29 protein-coding genes, 1 tRNA gene and 1 pseudogene are annotated in these 26434 nt (G+C 46.4%); 20 read left to right on the top strand and 11 right to left on the bottom strand.

Translation table 11 applies throughout. The features are described from left to right. Positions 1-91: 91 nt before the first annotated feature. Both flhA and UM181_02960 read left to right on the top strand, forming a co-directional pair. Positions 92-2128: a flagellar biosynthesis protein FlhA gene (gene flhA, locus UM181_02965; GenBank protein WQC63588.1), complete on the top strand. Its 2037-nt coding sequence runs from the start codon at positions 92-94 to the stop codon at positions 2126-2128. Positions 2129-2155: 27 nt separating this feature from the next. Continuing rightward, positions 2156-3469, top strand: a complete 1314-nt coding sequence (locus tag UM181_02960) for a hypothetical protein (protein ID WQC63587.1) — start codon at positions 2156-2158, stop codon at positions 3467-3469. A gap of 33 nt (positions 3470-3502) precedes the next feature. Here the strand turns inward: UM181_02960 and UM181_02955 are convergent, their stop codons facing one another. From UM181_02955 to UM181_02940, 4 genes are all read right to left on the bottom strand, one after another. After that, the gene (locus UM181_02955) at positions 3503-3823 is read right to left on the bottom strand and encodes a hypothetical protein (GenBank protein WQC63586.1); all 321 of its coding nucleotides are present in this window, start codon (positions 3821-3823) and stop codon (positions 3503-3505) included. Further along, positions 3805-4173, bottom strand: a complete 369-nt coding sequence (locus UM181_02950) for a flagellar export chaperone FliS (protein WQC63585.1) — start codon at positions 4171-4173, stop codon at positions 3805-3807. The genes UM181_02955 and UM181_02950 overlap by 19 nt, the downstream gene beginning before the upstream one ends. 98 nt (positions 4174-4271) lie before the next feature. Further along, a complete protein-coding gene (locus UM181_02945) occupies positions 4272-4721 on the bottom strand; it encodes a DUF6641 family protein (GenBank protein WQC63584.1) in 450 nt (149 codons plus the stop codon). Positions 4722-4823: 102 nt separating this feature from the next. Next, positions 4824-5282 carry a hypothetical protein gene (locus UM181_02940; GenBank protein ID WQC63583.1) on the bottom strand — a complete coding sequence of 153 codons (459 nt, stop codon included), beginning with the start codon at positions 5280-5282 and terminating at the stop codon, positions 4824-4826. A 210-nt stretch (positions 5283-5492) separates the two neighbouring features. Here UM181_02940 and UM181_02935 point away from each other — a divergent pair, with 210 nt between their 5' ends. The 4 genes from UM181_02935 (at position 5493) to UM181_02920 (ending at position 9053) form a co-directional block, all read left to right on the top strand. After that, positions 5493-5732 (top strand): hypothetical protein, encoded by a 240-nt coding sequence (locus UM181_02935; GenBank protein WQC63582.1) that lies wholly within the window; start codon positions 5493-5495, stop codon positions 5730-5732. 125 nt (positions 5733-5857) lie between these two features. Then, positions 5858-6352 (top strand): hypothetical protein, encoded by a 495-nt coding sequence (locus UM181_02930; GenBank protein WQC63581.1) that lies wholly within the window; start codon positions 5858-5860, stop codon positions 6350-6352. A 16-nt stretch (positions 6353-6368) separates the two neighbouring features. Next, positions 6369-7193, top strand: a complete 825-nt coding sequence (locus UM181_02925) for a hypothetical protein (protein WQC63580.1) — start codon at positions 6369-6371, stop codon at positions 7191-7193. Between the two features lie 153 nt (positions 7194-7346). Further along, positions 7347-9053 carry a chloride channel protein gene (locus UM181_02920; protein ID WQC63579.1) on the top strand — a complete coding sequence of 569 codons (1707 nt, stop codon included), beginning with the start codon at positions 7347-7349 and terminating at the stop codon, positions 9051-9053. Positions 9054-9797: 744 nt separating this feature from the next. Here UM181_02920 and UM181_02915 read toward each other — a convergent pair. Beyond that, complete coding sequence (locus UM181_02915) at positions 9798-11021, bottom strand: site-specific integrase (protein WQC63578.1); 1224 nt, start codon at positions 11019-11021, stop codon at positions 9798-9800. A gap of 378 nt (positions 11022-11399) precedes the next feature. Here UM181_02915 and UM181_02910 point away from each other — a divergent pair, with 378 nt between their 5' ends. From UM181_02910 to UM181_02890, 5 genes and pseudogenes are all read left to right on the top strand, one after another. Beyond that, complete coding sequence (locus UM181_02910) at positions 11400-11651, top strand: helix-turn-helix transcriptional regulator (GenBank protein WQC63577.1); 252 nt, start codon at positions 11400-11402, stop codon at positions 11649-11651. A gap of 212 nt (positions 11652-11863) precedes the next feature. Next, a pseudogene (locus UM181_02905) lies at positions 11864-12250 on the top strand (flagellin FliC). A gap of 663 nt (positions 12251-12913) precedes the next feature. Continuing rightward, positions 12914-13348 (top strand): flagellin, encoded by a 435-nt coding sequence (locus UM181_02900; GenBank protein WQC64686.1) that lies wholly within the window; start codon positions 12914-12916, stop codon positions 13346-13348. Between the two features lie 278 nt (positions 13349-13626). Beyond that, entirely contained in the window at positions 13627-15228 is a 1602-nt protein-coding gene (locus UM181_02895; GenBank protein ID WQC63576.1) for a sulfotransferase, read from the top strand. A gap of 73 nt (positions 15229-15301) precedes the next feature. After that, the gene (locus UM181_02890; protein ID WQC64685.1) at positions 15302-15565 is read left to right on the top strand and encodes a flagellin; all 264 of its coding nucleotides are present in this window, start codon (positions 15302-15304) and stop codon (positions 15563-15565) included. A gap of 157 nt (positions 15566-15722) precedes the next feature. Here UM181_02890 and UM181_02885 read toward each other — a convergent pair whose 3' ends face one another. The 4 genes from UM181_02885 to UM181_02870 all read right to left on the bottom strand — a co-directional run bounded on the left by UM181_02885 (position 15723) and on the right by UM181_02870 (position 17634). Then, positions 15723-16190 carry a hypothetical protein gene (locus UM181_02885; GenBank protein WQC63575.1) on the bottom strand — a complete coding sequence of 156 codons (468 nt, stop codon included), beginning with the start codon at positions 16188-16190 and terminating at the stop codon, positions 15723-15725. A 401-nt stretch (positions 16191-16591) separates the two neighbouring features. Further along, positions 16592-16933 (bottom strand): hypothetical protein, encoded by a 342-nt coding sequence (locus UM181_02880; GenBank protein ID WQC63574.1) that lies wholly within the window; start codon positions 16931-16933, stop codon positions 16592-16594. Next, a complete protein-coding gene (locus tag UM181_02875; protein ID WQC63573.1) occupies positions 16902-17129 on the bottom strand; it encodes a hypothetical protein in 228 nt (75 codons plus the stop codon). Before UM181_02875 ends, UM181_02880 begins: the two co-directional genes overlap by 32 nt. After that, positions 17107-17634 (bottom strand): hypothetical protein, encoded by a 528-nt coding sequence (locus tag UM181_02870; protein WQC63572.1) that lies wholly within the window; start codon positions 17632-17634, stop codon positions 17107-17109. Before UM181_02870 ends, UM181_02875 begins: the two co-directional genes overlap by 23 nt. A gap of 124 nt (positions 17635-17758) precedes the next feature. On the opposite strand from UM181_02870, the gene UM181_02865 reads away from it, so the two are divergent. After that, the gene (locus tag UM181_02865) at positions 17759-18748 is read left to right on the top strand and encodes a WYL domain-containing transcriptional regulator (protein WQC63571.1); all 990 of its coding nucleotides are present in this window, start codon (positions 17759-17761) and stop codon (positions 18746-18748) included. Positions 18749-18801: 53 nt separating this feature from the next. Here UM181_02865 and UM181_02860 read toward each other — a convergent pair whose 3' ends face one another. Next, on the bottom strand, positions 18802-19977 hold the full coding sequence (locus tag UM181_02860; protein WQC63570.1) for a site-specific integrase: 1176 nt from the start codon (positions 19975-19977) through the stop codon (positions 18802-18804). A gap of 119 nt (positions 19978-20096) precedes the next feature. Between UM181_02860 and UM181_02855 the strand changes: the two genes are divergently transcribed. Next, positions 20097-20345 (top strand): helix-turn-helix transcriptional regulator, encoded by a 249-nt coding sequence (locus tag UM181_02855; GenBank protein WQC63569.1) that lies wholly within the window; start codon positions 20097-20099, stop codon positions 20343-20345. Positions 20346-20468: 123 nt separating this feature from the next. Continuing rightward, positions 20469-21590 carry a flagellin gene (locus tag UM181_02850; GenBank protein WQC63568.1) on the top strand — a complete coding sequence of 374 codons (1122 nt, stop codon included), beginning with the start codon at positions 20469-20471 and terminating at the stop codon, positions 21588-21590. Between the two features lie 275 nt (positions 21591-21865). On the opposite strand, the gene UM181_02845 is transcribed toward UM181_02850, so the two are convergent. Continuing rightward, positions 21866-21940, bottom strand: a tRNA-Thr gene (locus UM181_02845). 85 nt (positions 21941-22025) lie between these two features. Between UM181_02845 and UM181_02840 the strand changes: the two genes are divergently transcribed. From UM181_02840 to UM181_02815, 6 genes are all read left to right on the top strand, one after another. Next, positions 22026-22190: a hypothetical protein gene (locus UM181_02840; protein ID WQC63567.1), complete on the top strand. Its 165-nt coding sequence runs from the start codon at positions 22026-22028 to the stop codon at positions 22188-22190. A 3-nt stretch (positions 22191-22193) separates the two neighbouring features. Then, positions 22194-23462, top strand: coding sequence for a UDP-N-acetylglucosamine 1-carboxyvinyltransferase (murA, locus tag UM181_02835; protein ID WQC63566.1), 1269 nt, complete (start codon positions 22194-22196; stop codon positions 23460-23462). Then, positions 23462-23941, top strand: coding sequence for a DUF2948 family protein (locus UM181_02830; GenBank protein WQC63565.1), 480 nt, complete (start codon positions 23462-23464; stop codon positions 23939-23941). The genes murA and UM181_02830 overlap by 1 nt, the downstream gene beginning before the upstream one ends. A 65-nt stretch (positions 23942-24006) precedes the next feature. Further along, positions 24007-25317 (top strand): histidinol dehydrogenase, encoded by a 1311-nt coding sequence (gene hisD, locus UM181_02825; protein ID WQC63564.1) that lies wholly within the window; start codon positions 24007-24009, stop codon positions 25315-25317. A gap of 135 nt (positions 25318-25452) precedes the next feature. Continuing rightward, positions 25453-25935 carry a UPF0262 family protein gene (locus UM181_02820; GenBank protein ID WQC63563.1) on the top strand — a complete coding sequence of 161 codons (483 nt, stop codon included), beginning with the start codon at positions 25453-25455 and terminating at the stop codon, positions 25933-25935. 1 nt (position 25936) lies between these two features. Next, positions 25937-26383, top strand: coding sequence for a low molecular weight phosphatase family protein (locus UM181_02815; GenBank protein WQC63562.1), 447 nt, complete (start codon positions 25937-25939; stop codon positions 26381-26383). The last annotated feature ends 51 nt before the right edge of the window (positions 26384-26434 follow it).

Here is a 26434-nt window from a genome sequence, read left to right as displayed (position 1 = left end):
TAGGGTGTAAAGTAGAAAAGGTTTCTTCACCGTGGCGCTTATTGAGACATTTAAAATAAATTCGCTCCGCCGATATTTAAGCGATTCTGTAATGCCGCTCGGCATTTTAGTGATCGTCGCCATGATGGTGCTGCCGCTCCCAACTTTCCTGCTGGATGTGTTTTTCAGCTTCAATATTCTTTTGGCACTTTTGGTTTTAATGATCGCCATTCATTCGTTTCGACCTTTGGATTTCTCAAGTTTTCCGACGCTTTTATTGGTTGCAACGGTCCTGAGGCTTGCTTTGAACGTGGCGTCCACACGAATTGTTCTAGCAAATGGACATACGGGGACAGATGCTGCAGGGCAGGTTATTGAAGCCTTTGGCAGCTTTGTGATTGCAGGCAACTTTGTTGTGGGTATTTTCGTCTTTGCAATTCTTGTGATCATTAATCTTGTAGTGATTACCAAAGGTGCGGGCCGTGTATCAGAAGTGACCGCGCGATTCACATTGGATTCGATGCCTGGCAAACAAATGGCGATTGATGCCGACCTGAATGCTGGAATTCTAACGCCCGAAGAAGCCACAGAGCGACGCAACGAGGTGGCCCGCGAAGCGGATTTTTACGGCTCGATGGATGGTGCTTCGAAATTTGTGAAGGGCGATGCTGTTGCCGGTATTTTGATCTTGGCGATCAATATTCTGGGCGGCATCACGATTGGCGTTGCGCAATATTCCTTGAGCCTGGGAGAGGCCGCATCGCTCTATACAATTTTGTCAATCGGCGATGGCTTGGTGGCGCAAATACCTTCGCTGCTTTTGTCAATTGGCACTGCGATTATCGTCACGCGGGTGTCGTCAAGCGGATCTATGTCAGAGCATATCGGCGGACAGATCAGCATTCCGCAAGCCTGGTATCCCGTTGCAGTTGTGATCGGCATTATGGGGCTGGTTCCAGGGATGCCATCGGTTTTATTTTTATCACTGGCCGCGATCACCGGCATGATTGGCTTTATGATCAGTCGCTATGCAGGCAGGGCCGAAACACCCGATATGATCGATAGTTTTGCAGATGAAGAATATGAAGAAGACAATAGCACGGTGAGCGCCGAGCAAATCACAGATAATTCTCGTATTTCGGTTGTATTAAGCTATCCGCTGATTGCGTTGGTGGAAGATGAGGTGAATGGTCCTTTGGTGACCCGCATCGCTGGCGTGCGCAAAGATATTTCAAAATCGCTCGGCTTTGTCATACCCAGCGTTCGGATCAAAGATGATCTGAATTTAGAGCCGAATTTTTATCAGATTAAAATTGGCCAGCGCATCGTTGCGGAAGATAAAGTATATCCGGGCCGGTTGCTTACCATTCCAACTGGCGACAGCGCGATCGCGCTTGAGGGTGAGAAGGTCATTGAACCAACATTTGGCCTGGAAGCCTATTGGATCACTGAACAACAACGCACGCTGGCTGAGGCCCGCGGCTATGTGGTGGTAGAGCCGGAAGCGGTTATCACAACGCAGCTTTCCAAAGTCATCGAACAAAATGCGCATGAGCTGATCGGCCAGGATGAATTAAAGCAGGTAATTGACCGGTTGGCCGAAGCAAGCCCCTCTTTGGTGGAATCTGTGGTTCCCAAATTGGTGCCGTTGCACAATCTGACGGCCATCATGAAAAAGCTTTTGGAAGAACAAATTCCAATCAATGATATGCGCAAAATCTTAGAGGTCTTGGCCGAGCTGTCTGGCCGCAATATGAGCATTGATGACACAGCCGAAGCCTTGAGGCCCTACTTAATTCCGCTGCTTTTACAACGTATGGTGCCCCACAAAGACGCTATTCCCGTTATAACGCTAGATCCCGAATTCGAGAACCTATTGATCAATGCCGACCGTCAAAATCAACAAAGTGATTTGATTATCGACGGAAAATTATCGCAGAACATGATCCAGAAACTATCCTCTGTGGTGGATGATCAAATGGCTGAAAGCAAGGTTCCATTCCTGATTGTGGCCCCGGTTATTCGCAAAAAATTGTCAAAACTTGTGCGCGCGCATCTAAGTGATTTAAATATTTTATCGTTTACAGAACTGCCTGAAAGCAAAAAGGTAGAAGTAATCGCGACCGTTTCAGGTGCCGAGCAAACCTAATGAGCCAAGGAATATTGGAAATACGCTATGGTCAATGAACTGATATTTCGCGCCGCCGATACGGCAACTGCGCTTGAAAAGGTGCAGACCAAACTTGGCGAAGATGCTTTCATTATCGGTATTAAAAATGTGGGAAGCTTTGTTGAGATTACAGCCTCAATCGAGCCGCCCAAAAAGCGACCGGTCAAAAATAGCCGCGATGCTGAACGCTGGTTGAAATCTGCAAAAACCAGCTTGGATGATTTCCGCCAACAGCGGCAAACCTCTGATTTAGACGCCGATACAACGCTAGATCTATCCGCGTTGAGCAAGGCTATAGAGGCAAACAGTTTAACGCAAACAGACGAGCTTGCGCCAGCCAAGCCGGTTGCAGCGCGCGCCGACAGCGCTGCTGATGGCGCACCAGACATTCAAACAGATGCAAAAATTGGGGATTCGAGCCCTGCATCCTTGTTCGATGATGTGGAAAATAAAACCGCTCCTATTTCTGGGCCCGCGCCCGAGGAAACCCAAGCTGATGGCGCAACACCGCTGGGTTTTGAAAAGGCCGCGCCGGCGAACTTACCGAGTGAAAAAAAATCCGCTCATGCAGCCAGTCTTGAGAGCAATGCGCCGGGGCTCAGTTTCGGAGATTTATTGGCCATTGGCCTCAGCTCAGAATTCATCAAGGCAGAAATCAAAATAAGCGAATTTGAGGGAGCGATCGAAAAAGACGCGCTTCTGGACCGGTTGGTGGAGATATTTATCGACCCTAAAGCCGCAGAACTTTTTCAGCCAAGGCAGAATGTGGTGTTCATTGGCCCCCCCGGCAGTGGAAAATCGACGCTGATCGCGGGCTTAATGCAAAATATTACGCAGCAGTCTAGCGAGAAACCGCAGGTGCTCCACGTGAGTGAAGAGGTTTTGTTTGAAACCGACCGGCTGAGCTTTTACGCGCGGGTGTTGAACTTTGCACAAAGCCGCCAAAAAATATGTAGCGCATCCAACATTCTTGCCCCTCAAGCGCAAATTTCTGAGATAGCGTGGGAAAAACATCCTGAATTTTGCGCAGTTTTCAAACGCGACGGGCAAATTTTTTCTCATGTACATGTTGTGATGGTTTTACCCGCAGAAATGAATGCCGGCTCTATGGATGAGATCTTGCGCGTCTCACCTGCAAATTTATCTGTTATTTTCAATAAATGTGACTATGGGCGCGCATCGCCGAAGCAATTGATGAGCCTATACAATCGGGGCGGAAAAGTTGCTGCCTTGACGGGTGATCCCAGTTTGCAAAGCGATTTAAAGGCCGTTGATGTGCAAACGCTCAAAATATTCTTCGAGTATATCTTACCCGTTTAATTTTCAGACTATTTATTGGTCTTTGGCCCGGCTTTAGGGCTGCTTCATATATGCGCTCACAGCTGTACGGCGCGCAACGAAGGCGGTTCTGTCAACTGAGCGCTGCGCCTGCAGGATGGACCGTTCAAATGACAGGTCCTGCATGGATTTGCCCGCAATCTCTGACATGTCCGCCGTTTTACCTTCCAAATCCTCAAACAAAGCCACAATCATATTATGGCGCTTCTCGGCCAATTTTAGCGCTTCATCGATGTTTTGGCTCTGCAAACAAGATTGCAAATCTTGCGTGAGCAGATCCAAATCTGATGCGCCCATGGTTTCGACCGCGTCCAACATTAGGAAATAGCCCGCCATGTTGTGGTGATTTCAGTGACCACTTCAATTGCTTGATCCAAATTAGCAGCTTCTTTCTTGGACGTCGCCATAACTTGATATTTCACATATTCATATAGCTTGAACAGATTGTCAGAAATTACCCCGCCTTTTTCAAAATCAAGGCTGGTTTGCAAAATGTAAATCGCCGTCAAACACTTGCTGGTGATTTTACCATAAAGTTCGCTTGTATGGTCTGGACCCTCCGCAAGGATCTTCAAATTGTGCAGCAATGTGTCCAAACACACGGTGATCGCGCCATGGGCGTCTTCAATGCGAGGTGCTGATACAGCAGAATTTTTGTAAGCTTGCTTTCCGACGTATTTGTTCATGACCACCTCCATTTGTGTCACAGTGAAATACGGCTGTAGAAAACTTTTGTTTAGATAAAAAATATTTAAAAAGAAAAATTCCTAAAATATGTTTTAAATCAAAGGAATAAGTCGAAATCACCTTGGTCAATAGAGGTGATGATACGCTTAAAAGTTGGCACAAGATCATTCCAATCCGAAACTTCAATCGCCTCTTTTCCAGCTTCCAGTTCGAGCATCTTACCGCGATATTTTATTACGATCTGGTATCTTCCGTCGGGAAGTTGTTGCCACCAGCGTTTGGTCTTTGTTGGCACCGTTACCCGTTTCACATCCCCGTCAGGTTGAGGAACCCATTTATACTTCATGGGCATGTACGAGCGATCTGATGCCATTAAAATTTGCTCGGAAATTGCAGTTTTAAGTTTTTCACGGCGCGCCATAATCGCTTTGATTTTATGCAAAGGATATTGCTCGACAATTTTAAATTCATGCCAGACGGCTGATTTTTTGTTCTTATCATCCGTAAGGCGATTGAACTGCTTCGTCATGAGACCGGCTTCCTTCAAGAGAATCTAAAATGGGCAGTACATCGCCCTCATAAGCTTATAGTCTATAATTACGGTCGGTTGAACCAATTGTTTACATACCATCGGCGAGACAGCGTTTTGCTACTTATCGCTTTGCAATATGCTTGCGATCTGGCCCTCTGAAAAGGGTAGGTCAAAGTCTGCGAAAACAAAACTCAGAACCATGCTCGCGGTGATTTGCGCGTTTGGGGGCCCGCCAAAGCCAGCAGGCAGCTGAAAAAGTTCGGTCAGAACGATACCGATCCGGTCAATCACAGGTGCATATTGGCGCAGTTTTAAATCCTCAATTTTTGTGAGCCTCTCGATAGACCAGCGCGGGACCCAGCCCGCAACAAGGCACGCTGCAAATTGATAACCAGGCTTTGTCAAACCCGCACCAGATAGCAGTTTTGTGGCAATATATTTTTTTGCCAAGTCGAAGGCGGCCCCATCAAATCCGGCTAAGTGAAAGAGCGCGGATTCAAATGTTTCTGGAATTTGACCCATGGCTATGGGCTGTTCAGCAGGAAATGCCTCAATAAATTGAATTAATTGAGCCATATTTTGAGGCTGAGGGGAAAGGAGAGACCCAGAAATATACCCCGCGTCCCACAGCAACTGAACCGTCAAGTTTTTTAAGCTATCATTCGAGGCCATGAACCCAATTATTTCATTTACGAAGCTTGTGCAAAGCTTTATTCTCTAAATGAAACAAAACTATAAAATATCATCAATTGGCGCAGAAACGAACGAGGTGCGAGCATGAAAGTCATGGCAAGGGTAACAATTTCGGGATGCGTGTATGAGGAATGGAAAGCGTTTTACGACAGCTATCAAGCAGATCGTGCGCGTTTCATAAAGAATGAGACGGTTCTGCAGCAAGGTGATCATGCTGCAGAAGTCGTTTTTGAAATCACCGATCTTGAGGGTTTAAAAGACTTGTCGCAACGCGGCGATATTTTAGACTTTGAAGCAAAAAACAGCATCGTTGTAGAGATAGAACCAATCTGATCTGAAACACGTGACGCGTTGTAAGACAGATAGAACTGGCGTTAGCTTAGCAATTATGGCGCGATAATTGCTTGAAAATAAATGAAACGCTTTTAAGTTAAGAGCGGTATAACTAGGGTTTGTAAATGAGCTTTTGTCCTTTATGGGTTATGGGGGTCGTGTCTGTTCAGGCCACCAAGCAATATGTACTGAACGATATCCCGTTGCCGGGCTATGCTTCTAAATATGGCCAAGTGCTTGCGCAACATTACGAAGATGCCGCGGCGCGCAAAATCATGTCGGTCAGCGAAGAAATCATGAAATTGCTGGTCGAGATTGAAGCAGAGGATATTGGCGAGATCTTGGATGGCTACATTTATTACACGACCAGCTTTGACGAAAAAGGAAGCCCTAGGAAAATCAAATCTCTCTTCAAAAATGCCTTTGCGCCCGAGGATACCGAGTCGCGTGTGCAAGAGGTCTTCACAAGCTTTAAAGTCTACACGTTTAAATATCGGTCAGATCCTACCTTGGGCAAACCGGGTGGTTGGGATGTTTTAGACGTTGATAAAATTGGATGGTTGGGTGATTTAATGGAGATGAATGTGTCATATAATGATGCTTTCGACGCCTCTTTTTAGGCCAGTAGGAGCCGCGATGTTACTTTCGTTAGAAGAAGCTGCAAAACGGGCAGACCTTACCCTTGAGGAGCTGCAACAGAATATTCAAGAGGGCCGTCTGGCGACCGTGGCCAATACGGGGGATGAAGATACCGCGCAGGTTGACGAAAAAAACTTAGAACATTTCATCAATAAACGTTCCTTTAACGCCCTATGGTCGGATGCTGAAACAACCGCCGACACCAATCAAGCAAACGCGCCTGCGAAACCAAATGGCAGCTTGCGGCGCGTACTTACGATCGAAGCAGTCGCTGATCTAAAAATCCAAAATCGTATTTTAACCGCGCGTGTGGATACGCTTGAGCGGCTTTTCTCAGAGTTTATTGAGCGCGAGAAAGATGCCGAAAGCACCTTATTGCTGAATGATGATTGGAAAATAGATGGGCTTGCTGGGCTTGCCCCACAGGAGGCTGGGGTTGAAGAAGACTTGCCCCAAGAGGATGTCAAATCCGTTGCAACCGCGCAGGTGCAAGACAAAGCCGAGGCGGTAGAAAACAGCCCTGAAGCCGCTGTGGAGGCAAAGGTATCGGAGGCGAAACAAACAAAAGATGCCAAAGAAGCGATCGAAGCTGTTGAGGCGCCCGTTCAACCGGTTAAGAAAGCTGCAAAATCCAAATCTTCAGAACCTTCTGGGGGGGGCGGTTTTGCGAACTTGAAAAACAAGCTAAAAGGTGTTTCCACAAATACCGATGATTTGGCGGAAGAAATCCCCGAAGAGAAAAGCGATATATCTGCCAAGTTGCGCATGTATGAGCAACGTTTGGCTGAAGCGAAAGAGACGGCAACGCGCATCTGGAATTAATCATCCGCATAATGTCATGATCTGCACAGTTGATACTTTGCAAACACAAGTTTTTCCCTCTATAAAAAATACAATGACGCTTTAAACAGCTGTTGGTGTTTGTCTCGGTTTGTCTGTGCTGCTTAAATCGGCCCCGTAAAAATGGACGTCGACATGAACGAGAATTCGAACCTCATCGCAGCTTTATCAAGACTCGTACAATTGATCCTTGTTGGGGTTGTATTTGGCCTTGTTGTCGCCTTTGTTGCCCATTTCTTTGTCCTTGGCGTTCAATTTTTTACAAGCTTTCGCGGTGTGGTCGCTCCGATACAAATATCGGGCTTTGAGCTTCATTATGCGCAGTTTTTCACATTAGGATTCGTGGCGCTTTGTATAATAGCAATTAAGAAAAACCTTGGGATCGCGCGCTGGCATGGGCCTGCTGACAGTATCCATGCAGCGCATCGCACCGATAATGAGTTGGATATAAAATCTGGCTTATCTTCGACGCTGGTGGCTTTTTTAAGCGCTTCAGGCGGCGCCTCGGTTGGCCAATATGGTCCGCTGGTGCATTTTGGCGCGGTGATCGGCAGCGCGCTGAAGCGGTTCTCAAGAAGCGGAATTTCGACCGATATTTTTATCGGATGCGGTGTTGCCGCTGCGATTTCTGCGGGTTTTAATGCTCCAATCGCCGGTGTCATATTTGCACATGAAGCGATTATTAGGCATTTCTCCCTAAAAGCCATTGCCCCAATTGCCATCGCCTCTTGCGTTGCAGCAGGGGTCACTGAATTGTTTTGGGGTGGCACTACCCTTTTTGAAATCGGCGGGTTTGATGGCGATTTATCCACTCTTTTGCCGATCGCGCTTCTCCTTGGGCCCTTCTTTGGCGTGCTCGCCGTGGGCTTTATGCTAAGCGTTCGCAGAGTTGCTGCCTTTACAGCCTCTGGGCGTTTCACCCCAGCACAAGCGGTTCTTATCGCGGCGACGATCACCGCGATCGGGGGCGCCTTTGTACCCGAAACGCTGGGTTTGGGCGGCGAAACTGTACGTGGTGCGATTGGAATGCAATACACGCTGGCCTTTTTGTTTGTTGTTCTGTTTTTGAAAATTATTCTGACCTCGGTATGTTTGGGGATGGGGCTTTTTGGCGGAATATTTTCGCCCTCATTGGTGATAGGGGCCGCTGGCGGCGCCATCGCCCTGCACATCCTTGCGTCACTTGGCTTGGACTTACCGGGCACGGTTGGAATTGTGATCTGTGGTATTGCGGCTGTTTCTTCTTCAGTGATCGGCGCACCCATCGCCGGAACGATCATTATATTAGAGCTGACCGGATCGTATGAATTTGCCTTACTGGCTATGATCAGCATTGTAACCTCAGTGCTGACGTCTCACCTTTTATTTGGCAATTCCTTCTTTGACCGCCAACTACTGGATCGGGGCATCGATATATCGTCAGGCCGTACGGGCCTTGAGATGATGGAACGCAATATTGAAACCATTGTGCATCAAGACTATTGCCGCCTGAACTCGGAAGATAGCAACCAAACTGCGATAAACCTTTTGATCGAAAGCGGCTCAACCGAAGCCTATATCCTTGGCCCGGATAAAAGCTTTCTGGGCAAAGTTGCGCTTCAAACCCTGTTAAAAGGCGCCCCAGACGGGCCAGCCATAGCTGAACAAGAGGTGGATCCGATTTCAATCAAATCAGACGCCTCTTTGCAACAAGCCATGGAAATTGCTGTAGATTTTGTTGGCGAAAGCATTCCTGTGATTGATCGTATATCGGGCAGTTTGATCGGAATCGTAACTGAGGCGGATTTGTTCAGAGATTACCTGGCACTGCAAAATCGCGTTGTGGATCTTGAACGGCGGTAAGCGCGGGGCAAATGCGTCTTGGTTGAACACTGCTTTATCCAATAATACAGCACAGAAGAGCAATGCCGGGTTTGCGCGTCTCACAGGCTGGCTTAACAACGAGATCGCTGCAGGCGCTTTTTGCGCCAATCAACATATACGGTTTGTGTAGACCTCAAAACGAAAAAGGCGACATAGGCGGCTCTTCCAAATTTAACGCTGCCAAGCCCTGAATATCGCATGGGTTAAGCACGGATTAACACGCCAACGGTGTGTGCGTTATCCTTACGCACCAGAAAGCTCGACGCGGCTTGCGCGCATTACAGCTATTTTTTCTTGCGCTGACAAGGCGCCCATCCCATCCGCAGATTGCAGATACCGCAGATCTTCAGATCCCCTTCCTACCCATCACGTCTAGCCCCTCAGCGGCACGGCGCACGAGTAAAGGTACAAATTTCGCGGCGGCTTTCGTTTCCATTTCGTCCCTCCATTCTCTAGCCCTTTAATACGAGGGCGTTACATAGACCATGTAATTAAGTATTTTCAGTGCTGTTTCCTTCGGCGCGCCCCGGTGTTTTGCGCCCGCCTCAAAAAAGCCTTTCAATCTTATACGACCCAAGCTTGGCAACCCCGTTAGAATGTGAAACGCTGCGCGGGTAGTGAGGATTTCAAACATGCTAAGAAAGATATCTAAATGAAACACTTATTTTTGCTTGCCAGCCTGCTTCTTCTAACCGCCTGCGATATTCCCCTTATTCCGGGCATTTAGAACCTTTGCACGGGGCTGTCGCTGGGGGTGTTCAACACGCCCCCGCGTTTGGCCAGCGAATAGACATCGGCGGCAACTTGGGCGCTTTTGCGAAGCGTTTCCGGGGCCAAATGGGCGTAGCGTTTGGTGGTGTTAATAGAGGCATGGCCGAGCAAATTTTGAACCTCATAAATTGACACGCCGTTATTCACCAAAATGCTGGCAAAGCTATGGCGCAAATCATGCAGCCTGAAATCCCGCAAGCCCGCAGCACAGCGCGCTTTGTTCCAAGACCGATATAAATTTTGATAGGGGCGGCCCGTTTTTAGATTTCCGAATACATAGACGCATGGGTTTTCCTGCAAATGCTGACCATGAAACTGTTTGACCACGCGTAACAGATCCAGAACCGCCTCTGCGATCGCCACTTTGCGAAACTGGCCGGATTTTGTTTTTGGAATCGTCCAAACGGCATGTTCCAAATCAAAATCTTGCCATCGGGCCTGCGCAGCCTCGCTGCGGCGGGCGCCGGTCAGCAGCAAAAACCCAATAAAGAATTTTAACATGTGATTTTTGCTTCGGTTTAATTCGAAAAACAATTTGATATGTTCTTCTTCTGATAAAAAGCGGTTCAATTTAGGCGGATCTTTCAGATATTGAATATCCAAATGGCGCGCGGGCGGTACGTTTTTAAGCCGCCATTTATGCGCCCGGTTAAACAGCGCCCCCAGCAATACCAAGCTTTGATTGATCATACCGGCTGAAAATCCGGATGCTTTTTTACCAGATGTATATCGGATCACCATGTCAGGGGTGATTTCAACAAAGGTTTTGCGTCCGAACATGGGGGCCAGATGTAACCGAAACAGGCTTTCATCCACATGCCAGCTGGGTTTGTGCAGTTTGATAAACGGCAAATATTGAGCCTGGAAAAACGTTTCAAGCTGCGGCATCGCTTTGAGTTGGTTTTTTTCGTCTAGCGGATCAATTCCATAGGCGACTTGCCGGTGGTGTTGCAGCGCTAAGCGCCGCGCATCGGCCACTTTCAACGCCGGAAAGGCCCCAAGGCTCATATTGCGCTGTCGGCCACCAATGCGATACCGAAATAAAAACCTTTTTGAGCCCTTGGTCACCACGGCTGATAGGCCTAGCGTTTTCGGATCCTTTACATAGAGATAGGTTTTACTCTGCGGACAAATTGCAGATTCCAATGCTTTATTGGTAAATTGAGATGGTTGCATGTTAGCTCATCCAGATAAAAGATACTTTTTAATTTTATAAGATGCCAAAAGGATCAAAAATGGCGAAGCCTAGATAAAATACTTTTGGTATCGAATTTGACGAAATCTTATGGTTCTTTCGATATTCTTGGCCTCATTTGCAAATTTTCCTGATAGATTTAGGATTTTGGAATTTTTCTCAAACAAACTCTGTTTCAAAACCACCGCAACTACGGAAAATGGCCGGCACAAAAAAAATCTAATTTTGATATTATCGCTTAGTTTCAATAAGGTACAAGTTTTGAGGGGCCGGAATTTGGGCCCCAGAAAATACTGGACAAGTCTCTATTGAGCGGCAAGCATTAGTCCGAATGAGTTTTTTAACCGGTGTTTTTTCTCATGGAAGTGCCCTCTGCACGTCAAATTATTGCGGCCCGTGGCCTACTTGGAATTTCGCAACAGAGATTGGCGGAAGGCTCTGGTGTGTCGATCGCTGCGCTAAAAAGGTTTGAAGCAAAAGCAGATCAATCTGACGATAAAGCAAATACCCGTGTGGGAACAATTTCAAAGCTGATGGTCTATCTTAATGGCCGCGGGATTGCCTTTTTAAGCCATGATGATTTTAAAGGCGTGGTTCTTAAAGAAAAGTAACTATTTTTATTTATTTAAATCAATGGATTAAATCAAATTCCCGCTGTGTAGCTTCTACCGAAAAAAAGCAGGCTCAAAAAATTAGAAACTGAATAAAATGTAAATTTGTGACACAGGCGGGTCAGGCCTGACGTTGCAAAATTTCAAAAACATGTATCAATTTGTAAAGAAACGGGTTTCTTGGCCCGCGCCGCGCCGCGACTAATACAGGCGCTTTGATGGCCCAAGCAGCGGCATCGAGCGTGAATAAAGAGATGGAAATCTCAATGGAGCGTCTTTCTACAGGTAAACGAATCAATGGCGCGTCTGATGATGCGGCTGGGATTGCAATTGCATCACGTCTGACATCTGAGATTCGGGGCACGAACCAAGCCATCCGAAATGCGATGGATGCTCAAGGTTTGATCGACACTGCGGAGGGAGCTCATGACGAGATTGCGAACATCCTTCAGCGCATGCGTGAACTTGCAGTTCAATCGATTAACGATACGAACAGTACCAAAGATAGAGCAGCTCTTCAAACTGAAATGGATCAACTTAAAACAGAAATCGATCGGATTGCTCACTCGACTTCCTGGGCTGGGGACCAAGTGCTCAATGGCGTCGCGACATCGGCTGTTGCAACTTCAACGACAGCGGACAAGTCCCTTTCTTTTCAAGTTGGAAGCGGAACTCGCTCATCTGACTCGGTTACCTTGACAATTGGAGCCCTGAGCGCAGACAAATTGGCTTTGGCAAGTACTGCCAGCACGCCCACCGTAACCGTAGCCGAGAGCGCGACAGCGAATACATACCCGGCCCCGACATTTGCAGTTAAAACTGGTGCTGCAGCCGCTTTTGCATTGTCAGCTCCGGACGGCAACGGAGTAGTAACTGTTACCCAAACAACAACAGCAGCTACAGCAACCGATGACGCAGAGATAACCATTGTAATCGATGGAATCTCTACTGACTTTGACTTTTTTGATGATGGACACGCAAAAGGTTTTGATATCACTTCCGCGGAGGGTGAAGCGGCTGCAATTGCCGCAAAACTAAATACAAACACGGCATTCGCAGATGCTGGCATAACAATCACGCATCAAGCAGATGCCGCTACATTCTCTGTGGTAAAAGCAGGTACTGCAACTTTAACTGAATCAGGAGGCAAGATTACAGTAGGTGCAACATTTGATGCTGGGGAAACGTTTACACTCAACGTTGAAGGCACAGAAATAAGCGTGCAAAATGCGACAGACGGTTATTCAGATAACAAAACTGGTATGATCCAACATATGGTCGACAAAATAAATGCCACAAAGATCGCGGGAATTACTGCATCAGTTGGTACCGGTGGTGACGCTGGCAAAGTTGTGGTGACTAAATCATCAGGTCTTGACATCAGTAGTTCTACATTTGAAGCGTTAAGTGCTACAGATAAAGCCGCCGTTTTAACTCAAATCGACACCGCGCTTGAAACACTGAACACTCAACGTGCTAAATTGGGCGCATACAGTAACCGTCTAGACAACACAGTTTCAAACCTGACATCGATGTCAAATAATCTACAAGCTGGTCGTGGCCGGATTGAAGATGCAGATTTTGCCGCTGAAACAACCAATTTGGCGAAGTCGCAAATTCTACAGCAAGCGTCAACAGCGATGTTGGCACAAGCCAATGCTTCTAAGCAAAACGTGTTGAGCCTGCTGCAAGGTTAAGCGCAACTCAAAGCACTGAAAGAAAAGCCCGCTCAAGCGGGCTTTTTTATGTCCAATGCTGGTTTTAGTATGGCGCTGGATGTAAAGGGTCGACGACCTTTCAGTAACTTTTGACAGGCCGTTCAGCCATGGCTTGTTCCAGAAGCGGTAAAGGTAGACCGTTTTTCTAACCGCGAATTTACTAATTAGACTTTTTCGCTAAAATATAAAGTAGCAAAAGTAATTTACCAAAAACCCATATTTTTTATGAGGTTTTAATACCGAAAGGTTTAGGTTCGATGAAACTTTCAGTTGATCAACTAATCCGTAAAGCAATGTATCACGCCCAAAAAGGTACTTTAGTAGAAGCGTACAAACTTTATGAGACTGTGCTCAAAGCCTATCCTAAGAACAAAAGAGCACAAGTGGGCTTAAATGCTTTAAACAAACTGAAACAATCCAATTCCCGGGAAGGCCCATCGCAAGAAATAATAAATCAGCTCATAAATTTGTATAACGGTGGACAACTTGAGGCAGTCGTCGAACAAGGCACCGCGCTTAAAAACCAATACCCTAGGGCATTTGTCTTGTGGAATATACTTGGAGCCGCAAATCAGGGGTTGGAGCGAGTAGAGGCAGCCTCTGAGGCGTTTAAAAATGTGATTGAGCTAAACCCAACGTTAGCTGATGGTCACAATAACCTTGGCGTTACTCTCCAAGATCAAGGTAAGCTCGACGAGGCAATAGCGTCTTACCAGAAAGCGCTGTCATTGAAGCCTGATTATTCAGCGGCCTACAATAACATGGGCCGTGCGCTTCAACAACAAGGCAAGTTTGAAGGAGCGATAGACTCTTACCAGAAAGCTCTGTCATTGAAGCCTGATCATGCTGAGGCACATCGGCATTTAAGTTCTTTGGTTAAATATAAACCTCACGATACTCAAGTCACGATCGTCGGTGAGATGATAAAAAAATTTGAATTGCAAGATAGTGAGAGATGCCATTTGCATTACACATATGCTAAAATGAATGAAGATTTTGGCAACCTTGATGTAGCTTACCATAACTATGTTGCTGGTGCTAAACTAAGACAAAAATTACTATTTTATGATTTCAAACAAGATAAGCTTATGTTTGATCAAATAAAAAATTCGGCGCCCAAGATTTCAGAGTTTGCCTTCGATAGGCCTATTGAAGCCGCATCCATTACTCCCATTTTTATATTGGGAATGCCTCGTTCTGGAACTACGATGGTTCAACAAATATTAGCAAGTCATTCTGATGTTCATGGTGCTGGTGAGTTACCATTTTTGGCCCGCTTCGGCGATCCTCTTAGCTTGGGCAATCAGGTCATTAATTCAGACAATAGTCTCCAAGTTCGTGATGCCTATTTGAACGAGTTAGAAAAAGTTTCAAATGGCTTCCCGTTTGTGATCGATAAAATGCCTCAAAATTTTCTGCATTTAGGGCTAATATTAAAAATACTTCCTGAAGCGAAAATAATTCATTTAAAGCGTGACCCAGCAGCTACCTGTTGGTCAAATTTCAAGCATTATTTTTCTGCAAAAGGCTTAGGTTATAGCTATGACTTGAACGACACTGTAGCTTACTTCAAATTATACCAAGATTTGATGGACTTCTGGGATCAACAATATAGCGATCAAATCTATAATTTGGATTACGATAAGCTTACACTTGACCAAGAGCCTGAAACAAAAAAATTAATTGAGCATTTAGGCTTAGATTGGGAGGATAATTGCCTTTCACCACAAGAAAACACGCAGAGCGTAAGAACAGCTTCTCAGCAACAGGTCAGAGAAAAGGTTTACTCAGGTAGTTCGCAAGCTTGGCGAAAGTTTAAGCCGTATCTAAAAGGAGCGTTAGATGAGCTTGGGCTTTAACCCGCATCACTGCTCAAATAACCAGCTTTAAAGCTAGCGGTAAATGTAAGGTCACCTACGAGGTTTTTCTGATATTCAAATCGACACCGCGCTGGTAACGCTGAACGCTCAAGGTGCTAAATTGGGCGCAAAGAGCAACCGCCTAGACAACACATTTTCAAACCTGACATCAATGTTAAATAATTTACAAGCTGCTCGTGGTTGGATTGAAGATGCAGACTTTGCGGCTGAAACTACTTCGCTGGCTAAGTCGCAGATTTTACAGCAAGCGTCAACCGCGATGCTGGCGCAGGCCAATGCCTCGAAGCAAAACGTGCTGAGTCTGCTGCAAGGTTAAGCGCAACGCAAAAGCCTACAGAAAAGCCCGCGCAAGCGGGCTTTTTTACGTTTGGTGTATTGTTTTATGAACTGTGCTAAAAACACTAAGAGCTGCAGCATTTTGCTTAAGCTGGTTAAGTTTCTTATAAAGTGTGACACAGGTGTGTCTTTGAGAATTAAAGATTAAAAATTCTGCTGAGTTCTGCGTCTGATGGAAGCTGTTTAAATATGCGATGCTTGCTTAGATAGCGGATAAGCGCTTCTTTTCGCGTAGTTATAATTCGAGGGCCTGAACTTTGAAGCGCTGAAACGGCTAGTGAATGTCTGTGTTGCTGCAAGGCTGTAATACCAGCTGCAATACGCGGCTTCCAAGGGCGTCCACGAGGAGCAGCGCTATATTGCGGAGAAATCGCTGCATCGCTTACCTCTAAGATGTGAGAAACTACTGCATCAAGAGGAACAGCGCGCACAAATACAGAGTTGGTACTCTCGCTGGCAAGATTAAAGCTAATAGTTTTATTGTGCAGCGAATGAAGGAACCGCAGGTTATCCGTTAAAGCATCAAACTTTTGATTTACAGCACCAGTTGTAGAGATGCTTAATTGAACGGAGATCTGCGTTTTGTTTTGGACTGATCTTGTCATTCAATATTAGCCTTTTTGAAGGCATTCGACCAATTGTTTCATCTTGGTTTTGCCTCATTGAAAAACTTATTAGCGCTTGCTTCAAAGCTGTACTGACGAGCGCGCCTTCGCGCGCTTCGCGTTTGAGCGCTGTAGCGATTTGTTTTTTCTAAAACGCTGATTTGAGCGGGTGTTAAAGGAAATCCTTCATAAAATAGACGCACAAGAGAACTCCAAAGATATAGATATCGGGGAGATATATGCTCTGGATCTGTGCCCGAGATTAAAGATGCAATGCGATCACGTTGGGTTAATTTTGTATTCATTTTGAGGCTCACTTTGGGCATGCAAAGAACTCAAAACTTTCATGGAAAAGTTCGAGTAAACAGCATGAGCGTTTGTTGGATTATGGGCTAAAGGGCTTAAAGCTCGCATAGCGCAGCTAAATTACCTTTATAATGAACTGGCTCCGCATTATTTTGTCGCGACATATAAGAAAGAGCGTTCAATGGCTGACGGGCAGTTTGAATGTAGGCAAGTTCCCAACCACTTAAGAAGTATTGAAGACGTTGTTTGAACTGTTGGATATTGGTTGTTTCAATCAAAATATGCAGATGTAAATCGCGCTGTCCGTATTTGTTTGTTGGGTGTAGCTCTACGGCATAATTATGCGCATGCGCTGCGCGCTTTATAGGACGTACAAGTTTTTTGATTTCTTTGTTTGTTTTGGAGTTAACAGGTCGTAAAGTTAGAAAATATACCATGATTTAAGTATATAAAACTGGATGAGTTTTGACCAAAAATAAGAATTAGCTTTTGCTCATTTACCTTAAAGTTTTCGCATAAGTTCCGAGGCGCGCCAGGCATTAATGCCATGTGTAAAAACCGCCCCATTGTTTTTTCTGGAGCGGTTTCTACAGTTGTGTAAATTTGCTCTTTAAGCAGCAGCTTTTCTTTCATAGTTTTGGATTTTAGAAAGATTATCAAAAGCCTTGGCAACATCTTGATACTCTGTGCGCTTGGTTTTAGGAGCTGTATCAACGGCAGCTCGTTTTTCCCGAGCATGTTCAGCCCGTTTTGACAGCTTTTGCAAGTGAGCCTTTATTTGGATATCTAACTTGCCTTTAGAAATTAAAATTTTTGTTTCCTGCAAAAATTCAACTGCTTGAGGCAAACTATCAAAATAGTTGCACTTGAATTCTGGGCATATAGCCTCGTTGTTACGTCCATAGCCAATTGTAATGAGCAAATTTCGGCGATATTTCTTAGCCATTGGTGACCGGAAGCTTTTAGCACGCATTTGACGTAAACTTGGCTGCTCACTCAGAATAGCTATTGTTTCATCTATCCGTGCGCGAATAGCATCGACGGCTTGTGTAAGAGTGCGACGGTGTGCCTGAATACGCTCTACAGGGATAGGATTTTTGGAACCAAATTTGATATTATGGCGAGTGATAGAAGTCATTTTGTAAGTCCTTTCAGTTGCTTTTTATTAAGGTTTAGAAGTTAAGTTTGTTGTTCTTCTCATACTAAAAAGATAACAATTTATTACGTCAATTATTGGGGTAATAAAATTCATAGAGGTTTGAATGAGTTACGCGAAATTTAGAGATATGGTTGAATTATGCGGCCACTTACAAGCTCGATCTATGGGCTTAACGATAACTGAATTGATGCAATTAACAGAGCGTAGTCGTAAAACAGTTGAGAGAATGTTGGGCACTTTGATTGGCTTGGGTTTAGTTGAAGCCAACCATATACGTGACAGTGATCATCATCTAACCAAACGCTGGCGTCTAGAAGGTTCAGCGGATGCACCTATTCATTTATTTATGAACATCGAACCGTTAGAAAAAGTTGCGCTTGAAAGGCTTTTAAACTCTTTGGATGGGGGCCCAGCGCAAAGAGGATTAACCAAGATGCTTTCCGTACAAAAGCCGTTATCGCGCCATCTAGTTAATGATCTTGATGAATTTATTGAACGGGATGCGCATATTGGACGTGTTGGGCCTAAAAGTCATGTTCGCAATGCTATTATGCAGGTTCTAGAGCCCGCAGTGGTTGGGAGCGAACAAGTTCGCTTGCGCTATAAATCAGAACTAAAGAGAAGGGCATCCGCTCGAATTATAAATCCGCACGGTTTTTTATTTGGCCGCTTTTCCTATTTAGTGGCGTCTACCACCAAAGGAGAGCTCAGGATCTATAGACTTGACCTTATTGAAGACGTTGAGGCTTTAGGGACTTACTTTGAAGAACCTAAAACTTGGAGTTTCAAGCAATGGGTACAAGAAAGCTTTGGAGTGTTTCATGGCGACGAAAAACTGCAGGTGAAAATCTTGTTTGCACCGACTGTTGCTAAAAGAGCTGAAAGTATCCAGTTCCATTCAAGTCAGACATCTAAAAGACAAAAAGATGGTTCTTTGCTTGTAACTCTCACTTGCAAAGGGCATCGAGAGCTTATTCACGAGTTATTACATCCAGATTGGCTTGGAAATTTTCAAATTCTTGAACCAAAGACACTCGTTGATGAGCTGAGAAGCTATATGCATGCTACTTTAGAGAGCCATCAAAACTATTGAGCTTCTTAGCTTCTTTTGGACGATACTTAAGCCTGGTCAGGCATATCTTAAAGTTAAACTGTTGTAGCCAAATTGTAAGATTGCGCTGCTAACTCCGCACTTTGGCGTAGCCGCTCTGGCGCTAGATGAGCGTAGCGATTAGTTGTCCGAATTGAGGAATGGCCAAGCAAATGCTGTACTTCATATATAGATACGCCGTTATTTACCAAAATTGAGGCGAAAGAGTGTCTGAGGTCATGCAGTCTGAAATCCTCTAATTTGGCCTTCTCGCGTACCCGCCGCCAAGTCTTGTCGCAATTTACATAAGCTTTCCCTGTTTTAAAGTTAACAAAGGTAACTTCTAAGAAGTTTCCATGCAGTTTCGCTAAATGATGTTGTTTTACTTTATTTAACAAATCAACGGCAGCGTTTGATATCGGGACTTTCCGAAAGCTACCACTTTTTGTTTTCGGAATGACCCATATTTGATGATTAAAGTCGAAATCAGTCCACTTCGCTTGTAGGGCCTCAGATTTACGGCAGCCAGTTAATAACAAAAATGAAATAAGGAACTTCATCATAACATTTTCAATTTTTTCTAATTCTGCGAACAATCTTTTATGTTCTTGATCACTTAAATATCTTGTTAAAGGAGGTGGCGAGGGCAATTTATCGATTTTCAGATCTCGGCTTGTTGGGACATTTGCAAAATCCCACTGGTTAGCTTTGTTGAAAATTGTACCCAGCAGAGTAAGGGCACTATTTATCATTGTATTGGATAGGTTGCTCTGAGACTTTTGTCTTACAAAAGCTTGTACATGATAGGGTGATATTTGCAGAAGAGTTCGAGTTCCAAGAATTGGCTGAAGGTGGATCCTAAAAAGACTTTCATCTATGTGGGAGCTTCTTTTGTGCAATTTCGCATGCGGCAGATAATATGAATAGAAGAAGTCACTCAGTGTAGGAATGTCTAGAATTTTCTTTTTCTGCTCTAGTGGATCTATTCCTTGAGAAATTAAGCGCGCATTCTTAAGGGCTAAATCCCGTGCATCAGAAGTTTTTAAAGCTGGGAAAGATCCAAGCGACATATTTCTTTGACGATTTTGAAATCGGTAACGATAGTGAAAGCGCTTTGATGTTGCATAAATTACGGCCCATAGACCGGGAGTTTTGGGGTCCTTAATATAAAGAAAGGATTTACCTTGCTCCAATTTAACTTTCTCGAGGTACTGATTGGTAAACTTATGCATCGTTTGCCCTATATTAGATTTATTATATAATAAATAATATATTTAATATCAAATTCAATATCATTAGTAGCATTTTTGAATGCTTTTGTTACATGAGCGTTATAAATTGGAGAGCTTTAATGGATATTCCCTCAGCCCGGCAAATTATTGCTGCAAGAGCACTCTTGGGGATTAACCAAGAGAAAATGGCTGAAGGTTCTGGCGTAGCCGTTGCAACCATTCGCAGGTTTGAGGCTTCTGGCAGTCAGGCTAAAGCTGAAGTTAGTTATCGCGTCTCTACTATGCTAAAACTGATCAGTTTTTTAGAAAGCAGAGGTATTCAATTCTTGTTTGAAGAAGATGCTGTTGGAGTAAAACTTAACAAATAATCTGCTAAAATGACGGCAATGATTCTTTCATTTTTTTGCCTATTATCCAGCTCGTAATAAGGTTGAGTCTTTACAATATCTTAGCGAAAGGTTGGAGCTACTCACTCCAAGACAGGCGCTTTGATGGCCCAAGCAGCGGCATCGAGCGTGAATAAAGAGATGGAAATCTCAATGGAGCGGCTTTCTACGGGAAAACGAATCAATGGCGCGTCTGACGATGCGGCTGGCGTGGCGATTGCGTCGCGTTTGACATCTGAAATTAAAGGCACAAACCAGGCGATCCGCAATGCGATGGACGGCCAAGCGTTGATTGACACAGCTGAAGGCGCTCATCAAGAGATTGAAAGCATTCTTCAACGCATGCGTGAACTTGCCGTGCAAGCTGCCAATGACACTAATGATGCGAATGATCGAACAAATATTCAGGCTGAGCTGGATCAGCTAGTCAATGAAATCGACCGCATTTCATCAACAACAACCTGGGCCGGTCAACAGATAATGGATGGATCTGACGCTAATGGCGTTAACTTGCAAATTGGGTCAGGAACCAAAGCAGCCGATTATATTAACGTCGCTATTAACTCAACATCTGCGTCCACATTAAACGTAACTGGAGCAGCAACTGACGGCAACGTGGTAAACGGTTCAAAAGACTTAGCTTCTGGGGCTGCATTAGCTGGCACTGCATATACAATCTCTAGCAACGTGATTACCCTTGCCGATGACCTAACGGCAGCGGCAACATTCACTTTGGAAATGGGTGACAATACGGATGTGGTTGTTACATCAACAAAATCTATTACTTATGATGCTGGTGACATTGAAGCAAATGAAGCGGCAGCTCATATTGCTGATCTGTTGAACAGAAGTACGGATTTTGCAGGATTCACTGCCATCGCCTCGACAGATGGATCGGGTGACATTACCATCAACAAAGGCGCAATTTCTGTTTCAAGCACTTCGGAAGCCCAATCAGCCATTGGGAAAATCGATACCGCGATACAAACACTCAACGCACAGCGCGCTTCGCTTGGCGCCTATTCAAACCGTTTGGACAGCACAGTGAGCAACCTGACCAATATCAGCTCTAACCTTCAAGCTGGTCGTGGCCGCATTGAAGATGCAGATTTTGCAGCTGAAACCACGTCGCTGGCCAAGTCGCAGATCCTGCAGCAAGCTTCAACAGCGATGCTGGCCCAAGCCAATGCCTCTAAGCAAAACGTGCTGAGCCTGCTGCAAGGTTAAGCACAACTCAAAAGAATAAAGAAAAGCCCGCGCAAGCGGGCTTTTTTCGTTTTCAAAGGTTTTTCACAAACCCTGTCAAACATATCATTAAAAATGACAGCCAAATGATGCATCAGTCGCCAAAACACCAAGCCCGGGCTTTTTTAGCCCTGTGCCCAAACCGACATCGATTGCGCTGCAATTTCGTGCAGTTTCTTGCCCCGATGTCCAAATCACACAGGCGTTGGTCAGCTGGCTAAATCACTGGTATTGTTTTTCTTTTTGCGTGAAATTTATGGTGCTGTAGGGGAGGATTGAACTCCCGACCTCTCCCTTACCAAGGGAGTGCTCTACCACTGAGCTACTACAGCAACTGCCTGCGCGTGATTAGACGGGAATCATCTGCCACGCAAGTCAAAACTAGACGCGTTTTCTTTGATGATGTAAGCAGGCGCCATGACGCAGAAACCCAAAGCTTTTGGAACCGGATCTGGCGCTGAGCAGCGCGATCAGCGCTTAAAACAGGCGCTGAAATCAAATCTGGCGAAACGCAAAGCGCAGGCGAAAGCCAAAGCGGGGAAGCCGGTTGAAACCGCGGCTCAGCCCGCCAAAAAGGAATAAAATATGGATTCAATTCTGGTCACTGGAAATGGCGCTTTGCATGGCGCAATTCCAATTGCAGGGGCAAAAAATGCCTGCTTAACCTTGATGCCGGCCACCTTGCTAAGCGAAGAACCCCTGACCCTGACCAATGCACCGCGCTTATCTGATATCGCAACGATGTCAGCTTTGCTGCGCTCGTTCGGGGCAGAAGTCTCCAGTATGAATGAGGGGCTGGTGGTGGCGTTATCTTCGCATAATATTGGCAATTTGACGGCAGATTACGATCTTGTGCGTAAAATGCGCGCCTCAAATCTGGTGTTGGGGCCGCTTTTGGCGCGGTTTGGGCAGGCTGTTGTATCGCTGCCGGGGGGCTGCGCGATTGGCGCGCGTCCGATGGATTTACATATCAGCGCGCTGGAAGCGCTGGGCGCCGAGATCGATTTGAAAGAGGGCTATTTGCATGCCAAAGCGCCAATAGGTGGGTTGCGTGGGGCGCGGCATCGCTTGCGATTTGCCTCGGTTGGCGCGACTGAGAATTTTATCATGGCGGCCAGCCTTGCCAAGGGCGTTTCGGTTTTAGAAAATGCCGCGCGCGAGCCTGAGATCGTTGATTTGATTGAGTGTCTTGGCAAAATGGGGGCGCAAATCGACGGCGGCGGGAGTGAAACCATCACCATCCAAGGCGTTGAGCGGTTGCATGGCGCCACGCATCCCGTTGTGACCGATCGTATCGAGCTGGGCACCTATATGCTGGCGCCAGTGATTGCGGGGGGGCAAGTTGAATTATTGGGGGGGCGGATCAATTTGCTCTCTGCATTTTGCGAAAAATTAGATGCGATCGGGGTGGATGTTGTTGAAACTGCAGGCGGTCTGCAGGTGTCTCGGCGCAGCGATGTTTTGAAGAGTGTGAATGTAAAAACGGAAGTGTTTCCAGGGTTTCCAACGGATCTTCAGGCGCAGATGATGGCGCTTTTATGCACGGCAAAAGGCACCAGCGTATTAGAGGAAACCATTTTCGAAAACCGGTTTATGCATGCACCTGAACTGATGCGCATGGGCGCGCAGATTGATGTGCAAGGCGGGGTGGCAAAGGTTTCTGGCGTGGATCATTTAAAGGGTGCGCCGGTCATGGCTACTGATTTGCGCGCTTCAGTGTCTTTGATTCTGGCAGGTCTGGCGGCGGAAGGCGAAACTGTGGTGAGCCGGGTCTACCATTTGGATCGCGGCTATGAGAAATTAGAGGCAAAACTGCAAGCTGTTGGGGCCAAAGTGGAAAGGATTTCATCCTGATGACGCAGGATGCCCGCTTTCAAGACGGCGTTGAAAAGCCTTTATATATCGGGGCAATTGATCCGGCAGATATTGAGGTGATGTCAGCCTTTTTGCAGGATGCCGTGGTGCCGGTTTCTGAAATGAAATGGCGCAAGCAACATCGGCAATTGGCAGTTTTGCTCAACCGATTTCGCTGGGAAGATAAAGACCAGGCACAACAGCAAAACCGCCCCGTCGAACGCGTGCAATCATTGCTGGTGATTGATCACGTGCGCCATATTGCCTCGATCGGGATTGATCGCAGCACCCCCAAGGCCGCTTTGGCGCTTTTGTCCCTGTCCTATCAAGAGGGTGAAGGCGCCTCGGAAGATGTTCAACTTACATTTTCTGGATCTGCAGCGATCAAAATACAAATTTCGGCGCTTGAGATATCGCTTCGCGATGTCACCAAACCTTATATCGCGCCCTCGGGTCACATACCTACTCATAGCGTTTAAACCCGTCTTGGGCTTGAGGCTTGGCCTAAGAGTCGCTAATTGCTATGCGAAAGTAGGAGCGCAAAATGCCAGTTTTTCTAGACACTCAAGACGCAGATTTTGAAAAGAATTTTACGGCGCTTTTATCCGCAAAACGCGAAGACAGCCCGGATGTTGATAGCACCGTCGCGCGGATCATCGCGGATGTGCAACAGCGCGGTGATGCTGCGGTTCTGGACTTAACCGAAAAATATGATGGGGTTGCGCTGCGCGCAGAGGAGTTGGAAATTTCTGCGGCAGAAATTGAAGCTGCTTGCGCGCAGGTTGGTGCAAAAGAGCGGTCGGCCTTGGAATTGGCCGCGGCGCGCATCACCGCCTATCACGAAAAGCAAAAACCTGAAGATGCCTATTGGACCGATAGTACGGGCGCTGAATTAGGCTGGCGCTGGACGCCTATATCAGCGGCCGGTCTGTATGTTCCAGGCGGGCTTGCAAGCTATCCCTCTTCGGTTTTGATGAATGCGATCCCGGCAAAAGTAGCCGGGGTGGGCCGCCTAAGCGTTGTGGTGCCTTGCCCGGGGGGGATCTTAAATCCGCTGGTTTTGCTGGCCTGTAAAATCGCCGGTGTCGATGAGGTGTATCGCATTGGTGGTGCGCAAGCGATCGCTGCCCTTGCGTATGGGACCAAAACGATCGCGCCTGTTGATAAGATTACTGGCCCAGGCAATGCCTATGTTGCCGCCGCAAAGCGCCGCGTTTTTGGAAAGGTGGGCATTGATATGATCGCAGGCCCCTCCGAAATATTGGTGATCGCGGATGCTGAAAATGATCCCAATTGGATCGCCTTGGATTTGTTAAGCCAAGCCGAACATGATGCAAACGCGCAATCTATATTGATTACGGATGATCCAGAATTTGCCGTTGCGGTTGCCAATGCGGTGGAAAACCAGCTTAAAACGCTTGAGCGGCGCGAGATCGCCGCGGCCAGCTGGCGTGATTTTGGCGCGATCATCACCGTGTCCAGCCTGCGTGAGGCGGTTGTATTAAGCGATCGCATCGCCCCGGAACATTTGGAACTATGTGTGGCAGATCCAAAAGCCTTGAGCGCACAGATTACTCATGCAGGGGCGATCTTTTTGGGCGGTTGGACACCCGAAGCCATTGGCGATTATATTGGCGGTCCAAATCACGTTTTGCCCACCGCCCGCTCTGCCCGTTTCAGCAGTGGGCTATCTGTGATGGATTTTCTCAAACGCACCACGCTTGCGATGATGCACCCAGAGGCGTTACGCGCCATTGGGCCAGCGGCTGAAATTTTGGCGACCGCGGAAAGCTTGCAGGCGCATGCGCTGTCGGTCACGGCACGGCTGCGTAAATTGAATGATAGGGCTGATTAAGTGGCTGTCTCTCCTCTGGCCTTTCGGATCTGATCCGATTAAAATTCAATAACGAGTAAGAGGTAGGCTTGTCATTGACTGCACGCGCTCTGCCCGTTTTTGCAATCGCAACTACCAACGTGTGATGGATGTCTCATGACCCATATTGTGCATATAGAGATCGACGATCAAAATCTGCCGGTTCCCACACCGGAGATTGAACAAGAGCGTCGCGTGGCTATGTTTGATCTGTTAGAACAAAATAACTTTGTTTTGCCGGCGCGCGGCCAGCGCGATATTGCTCCCGGGCCGTACCGCGTGCGTCTTTCAATTAAAGAAAAACGCTTGGTTTTTGATGTGGGCACTGAAACGCAGGTGAAAGTGGCCGAATTTCACCTGTCGCTTTCTCCGTTTCGTCAGGTGGTCAAGGATTACTGGGCGATTTGTGAAAGTTATTATGATGCTGTGAAGAATATGCCTCCCAGCCAGATTGAAACCGTGGATATGGCCCGTCGCGGTATTCATAATGAAGGTGCGCGGATTCTGAGCGAGCGGTTGGTTGATAAGGCCGAAATTGATAATGATACGGCGCGCCGCTTGTTTACACTTATTTGCGTTTTGCATTTCGGGGGTGAATAATATGTCGGATACTCTGCCTCAATCTATTTTATTTTGTTGTGACCATAACGCCGTGCGCTCTCCTATGGCGGAAGGTATTATGAAGAAGCTCTACGGCACTGAAATTTATGTGCAATCGGCAGGCGTGATGAATGATCTTGAAATTGACGGATTTGCGATCAGCGTCTGCGAAGAAATTGGCGTTGAGCTGTCGCGTCACCGCACCCGCAGTTTTGATGAAATGGCCCAGGGGGGCGATCACCTTTCCGCGTTTGATTTGGTGGTGGCTCTATCGCCTGCAAGCCAGCAACGTGCTTTGGAATTAACCCGTTTTTTTCATCTAGAGGTTGAATATTGGCCGATAATGGATCCGACGGAATTGGGCGAAAGTCGCGAGGTGAAAATGGCCTCCTATCGCCAGGCGCGCGATCAGATCGTCGATCATCTGAATAAGCGTTGGCGCGAATAACGCAGAGTTGATTTCTGCCCTCCCTCGCGTGGTCTGCGCCCGGGGGGTAGA

This window comes from Alphaproteobacteria bacterium US3C007, from assembly GCA_034423775.1.
Lineage (GTDB): Bacteria > Pseudomonadota > Alphaproteobacteria > Rhodobacterales > Rhodobacteraceae > Thalassovivens > Thalassovivens spotae.
This window is presented reverse-complemented; position numbering and strand designations above follow the sequence as displayed.

Excerpts from the sequence above, each read along its gene's own strand:
- flhA (WQC63588.1), top strand. The coding sequence starts at position 92 with ATGCCGCTCGGCATTTTAGTGATCGTCGCCATGATGGTGCTGCCGCTC.
- UM181_02960 (WQC63587.1), top strand. The coding sequence starts at position 2,156 with ATGGTCAATGAACTGATATTTCGCGCCGCCGATACGGCAACTGCGCTT.
- UM181_02955 (WQC63586.1), bottom strand. The coding sequence starts at position 3,823 with ATGGCGGGCTATTTCCTAATGTTGGACGCGGTCGAAACCATGGGCGCA.
- UM181_02950 (WQC63585.1), bottom strand. The coding sequence starts at position 4,173 with ATGAACAAATACGTCGGAAAGCAAGCTTACAAAAATTCTGCTGTATCA.
- UM181_02940 (WQC63583.1), bottom strand. The coding sequence starts at position 5,282 with ATGGCTCAATTAATTCAATTTATTGAGGCATTTCCTGCTGAACAGCCC.
- UM181_02935 (WQC63582.1), top strand. The coding sequence starts at position 5,493 with ATGGCAAGGGTAACAATTTCGGGATGCGTGTATGAGGAATGGAAAGCG.
- UM181_02930 (WQC63581.1), top strand. The coding sequence starts at position 5,858 with ATGAGCTTTTGTCCTTTATGGGTTATGGGGGTCGTGTCTGTTCAGGCC.
- UM181_02925 (WQC63580.1), top strand. The coding sequence starts at position 6,369 with ATGTTACTTTCGTTAGAAGAAGCTGCAAAACGGGCAGACCTTACCCTT.
- UM181_02920 (WQC63579.1), top strand. The coding sequence starts at position 7,347 with ATGAACGAGAATTCGAACCTCATCGCAGCTTTATCAAGACTCGTACAA.
- UM181_02915 (WQC63578.1), bottom strand. The coding sequence starts at position 11,021 with ATGCAACCATCTCAATTTACCAATAAAGCATTGGAATCTGCAATTTGT.
- UM181_02910 (WQC63577.1), top strand. The coding sequence starts at position 11,400 with ATGGAAGTGCCCTCTGCACGTCAAATTATTGCGGCCCGTGGCCTACTT.
- UM181_02900 (WQC64686.1), top strand. The coding sequence starts at position 12,914 with ATGATCCAACATATGGTCGACAAAATAAATGCCACAAAGATCGCGGGA.
- UM181_02895 (WQC63576.1), top strand. The coding sequence starts at position 13,627 with ATGAAACTTTCAGTTGATCAACTAATCCGTAAAGCAATGTATCACGCC.
- UM181_02885 (WQC63575.1), bottom strand. The coding sequence starts at position 16,190 with ATGACAAGATCAGTCCAAAACAAAACGCAGATCTCCGTTCAATTAAGC.
- UM181_02880 (WQC63574.1), bottom strand. The coding sequence starts at position 16,933 with ATGGTATATTTTCTAACTTTACGACCTGTTAACTCCAAAACAAACAAA.
- UM181_02875 (WQC63573.1), bottom strand. The coding sequence starts at position 17,129 with ATGAAAGAAAAGCTGCTGCTTAAAGAGCAAATTTACACAACTGTAGAA.
- UM181_02870 (WQC63572.1), bottom strand. The coding sequence starts at position 17,634 with ATGACTTCTATCACTCGCCATAATATCAAATTTGGTTCCAAAAATCCT.
- UM181_02865 (WQC63571.1), top strand. The coding sequence starts at position 17,759 with ATGAGTTACGCGAAATTTAGAGATATGGTTGAATTATGCGGCCACTTA.
- UM181_02860 (WQC63570.1), bottom strand. The coding sequence starts at position 19,977 with ATGCATAAGTTTACCAATCAGTACCTCGAGAAAGTTAAATTGGAGCAA.
- UM181_02855 (WQC63569.1), top strand. The coding sequence starts at position 20,097 with ATGGATATTCCCTCAGCCCGGCAAATTATTGCTGCAAGAGCACTCTTG.
- UM181_02850 (WQC63568.1), top strand. The coding sequence starts at position 20,469 with ATGGCCCAAGCAGCGGCATCGAGCGTGAATAAAGAGATGGAAATCTCA.
- UM181_02840 (WQC63567.1), top strand. The coding sequence starts at position 22,026 with ATGACGCAGAAACCCAAAGCTTTTGGAACCGGATCTGGCGCTGAGCAG.
- murA (WQC63566.1), top strand. The coding sequence starts at position 22,194 with ATGGATTCAATTCTGGTCACTGGAAATGGCGCTTTGCATGGCGCAATT.
- UM181_02830 (WQC63565.1), top strand. The coding sequence starts at position 23,462 with ATGACGCAGGATGCCCGCTTTCAAGACGGCGTTGAAAAGCCTTTATAT.
- hisD (WQC63564.1), top strand. The coding sequence starts at position 24,007 with ATGCCAGTTTTTCTAGACACTCAAGACGCAGATTTTGAAAAGAATTTT.
- UM181_02820 (WQC63563.1), top strand. The coding sequence starts at position 25,453 with ATGACCCATATTGTGCATATAGAGATCGACGATCAAAATCTGCCGGTT.
- UM181_02815 (WQC63562.1), top strand. The coding sequence starts at position 25,937 with ATGTCGGATACTCTGCCTCAATCTATTTTATTTTGTTGTGACCATAAC.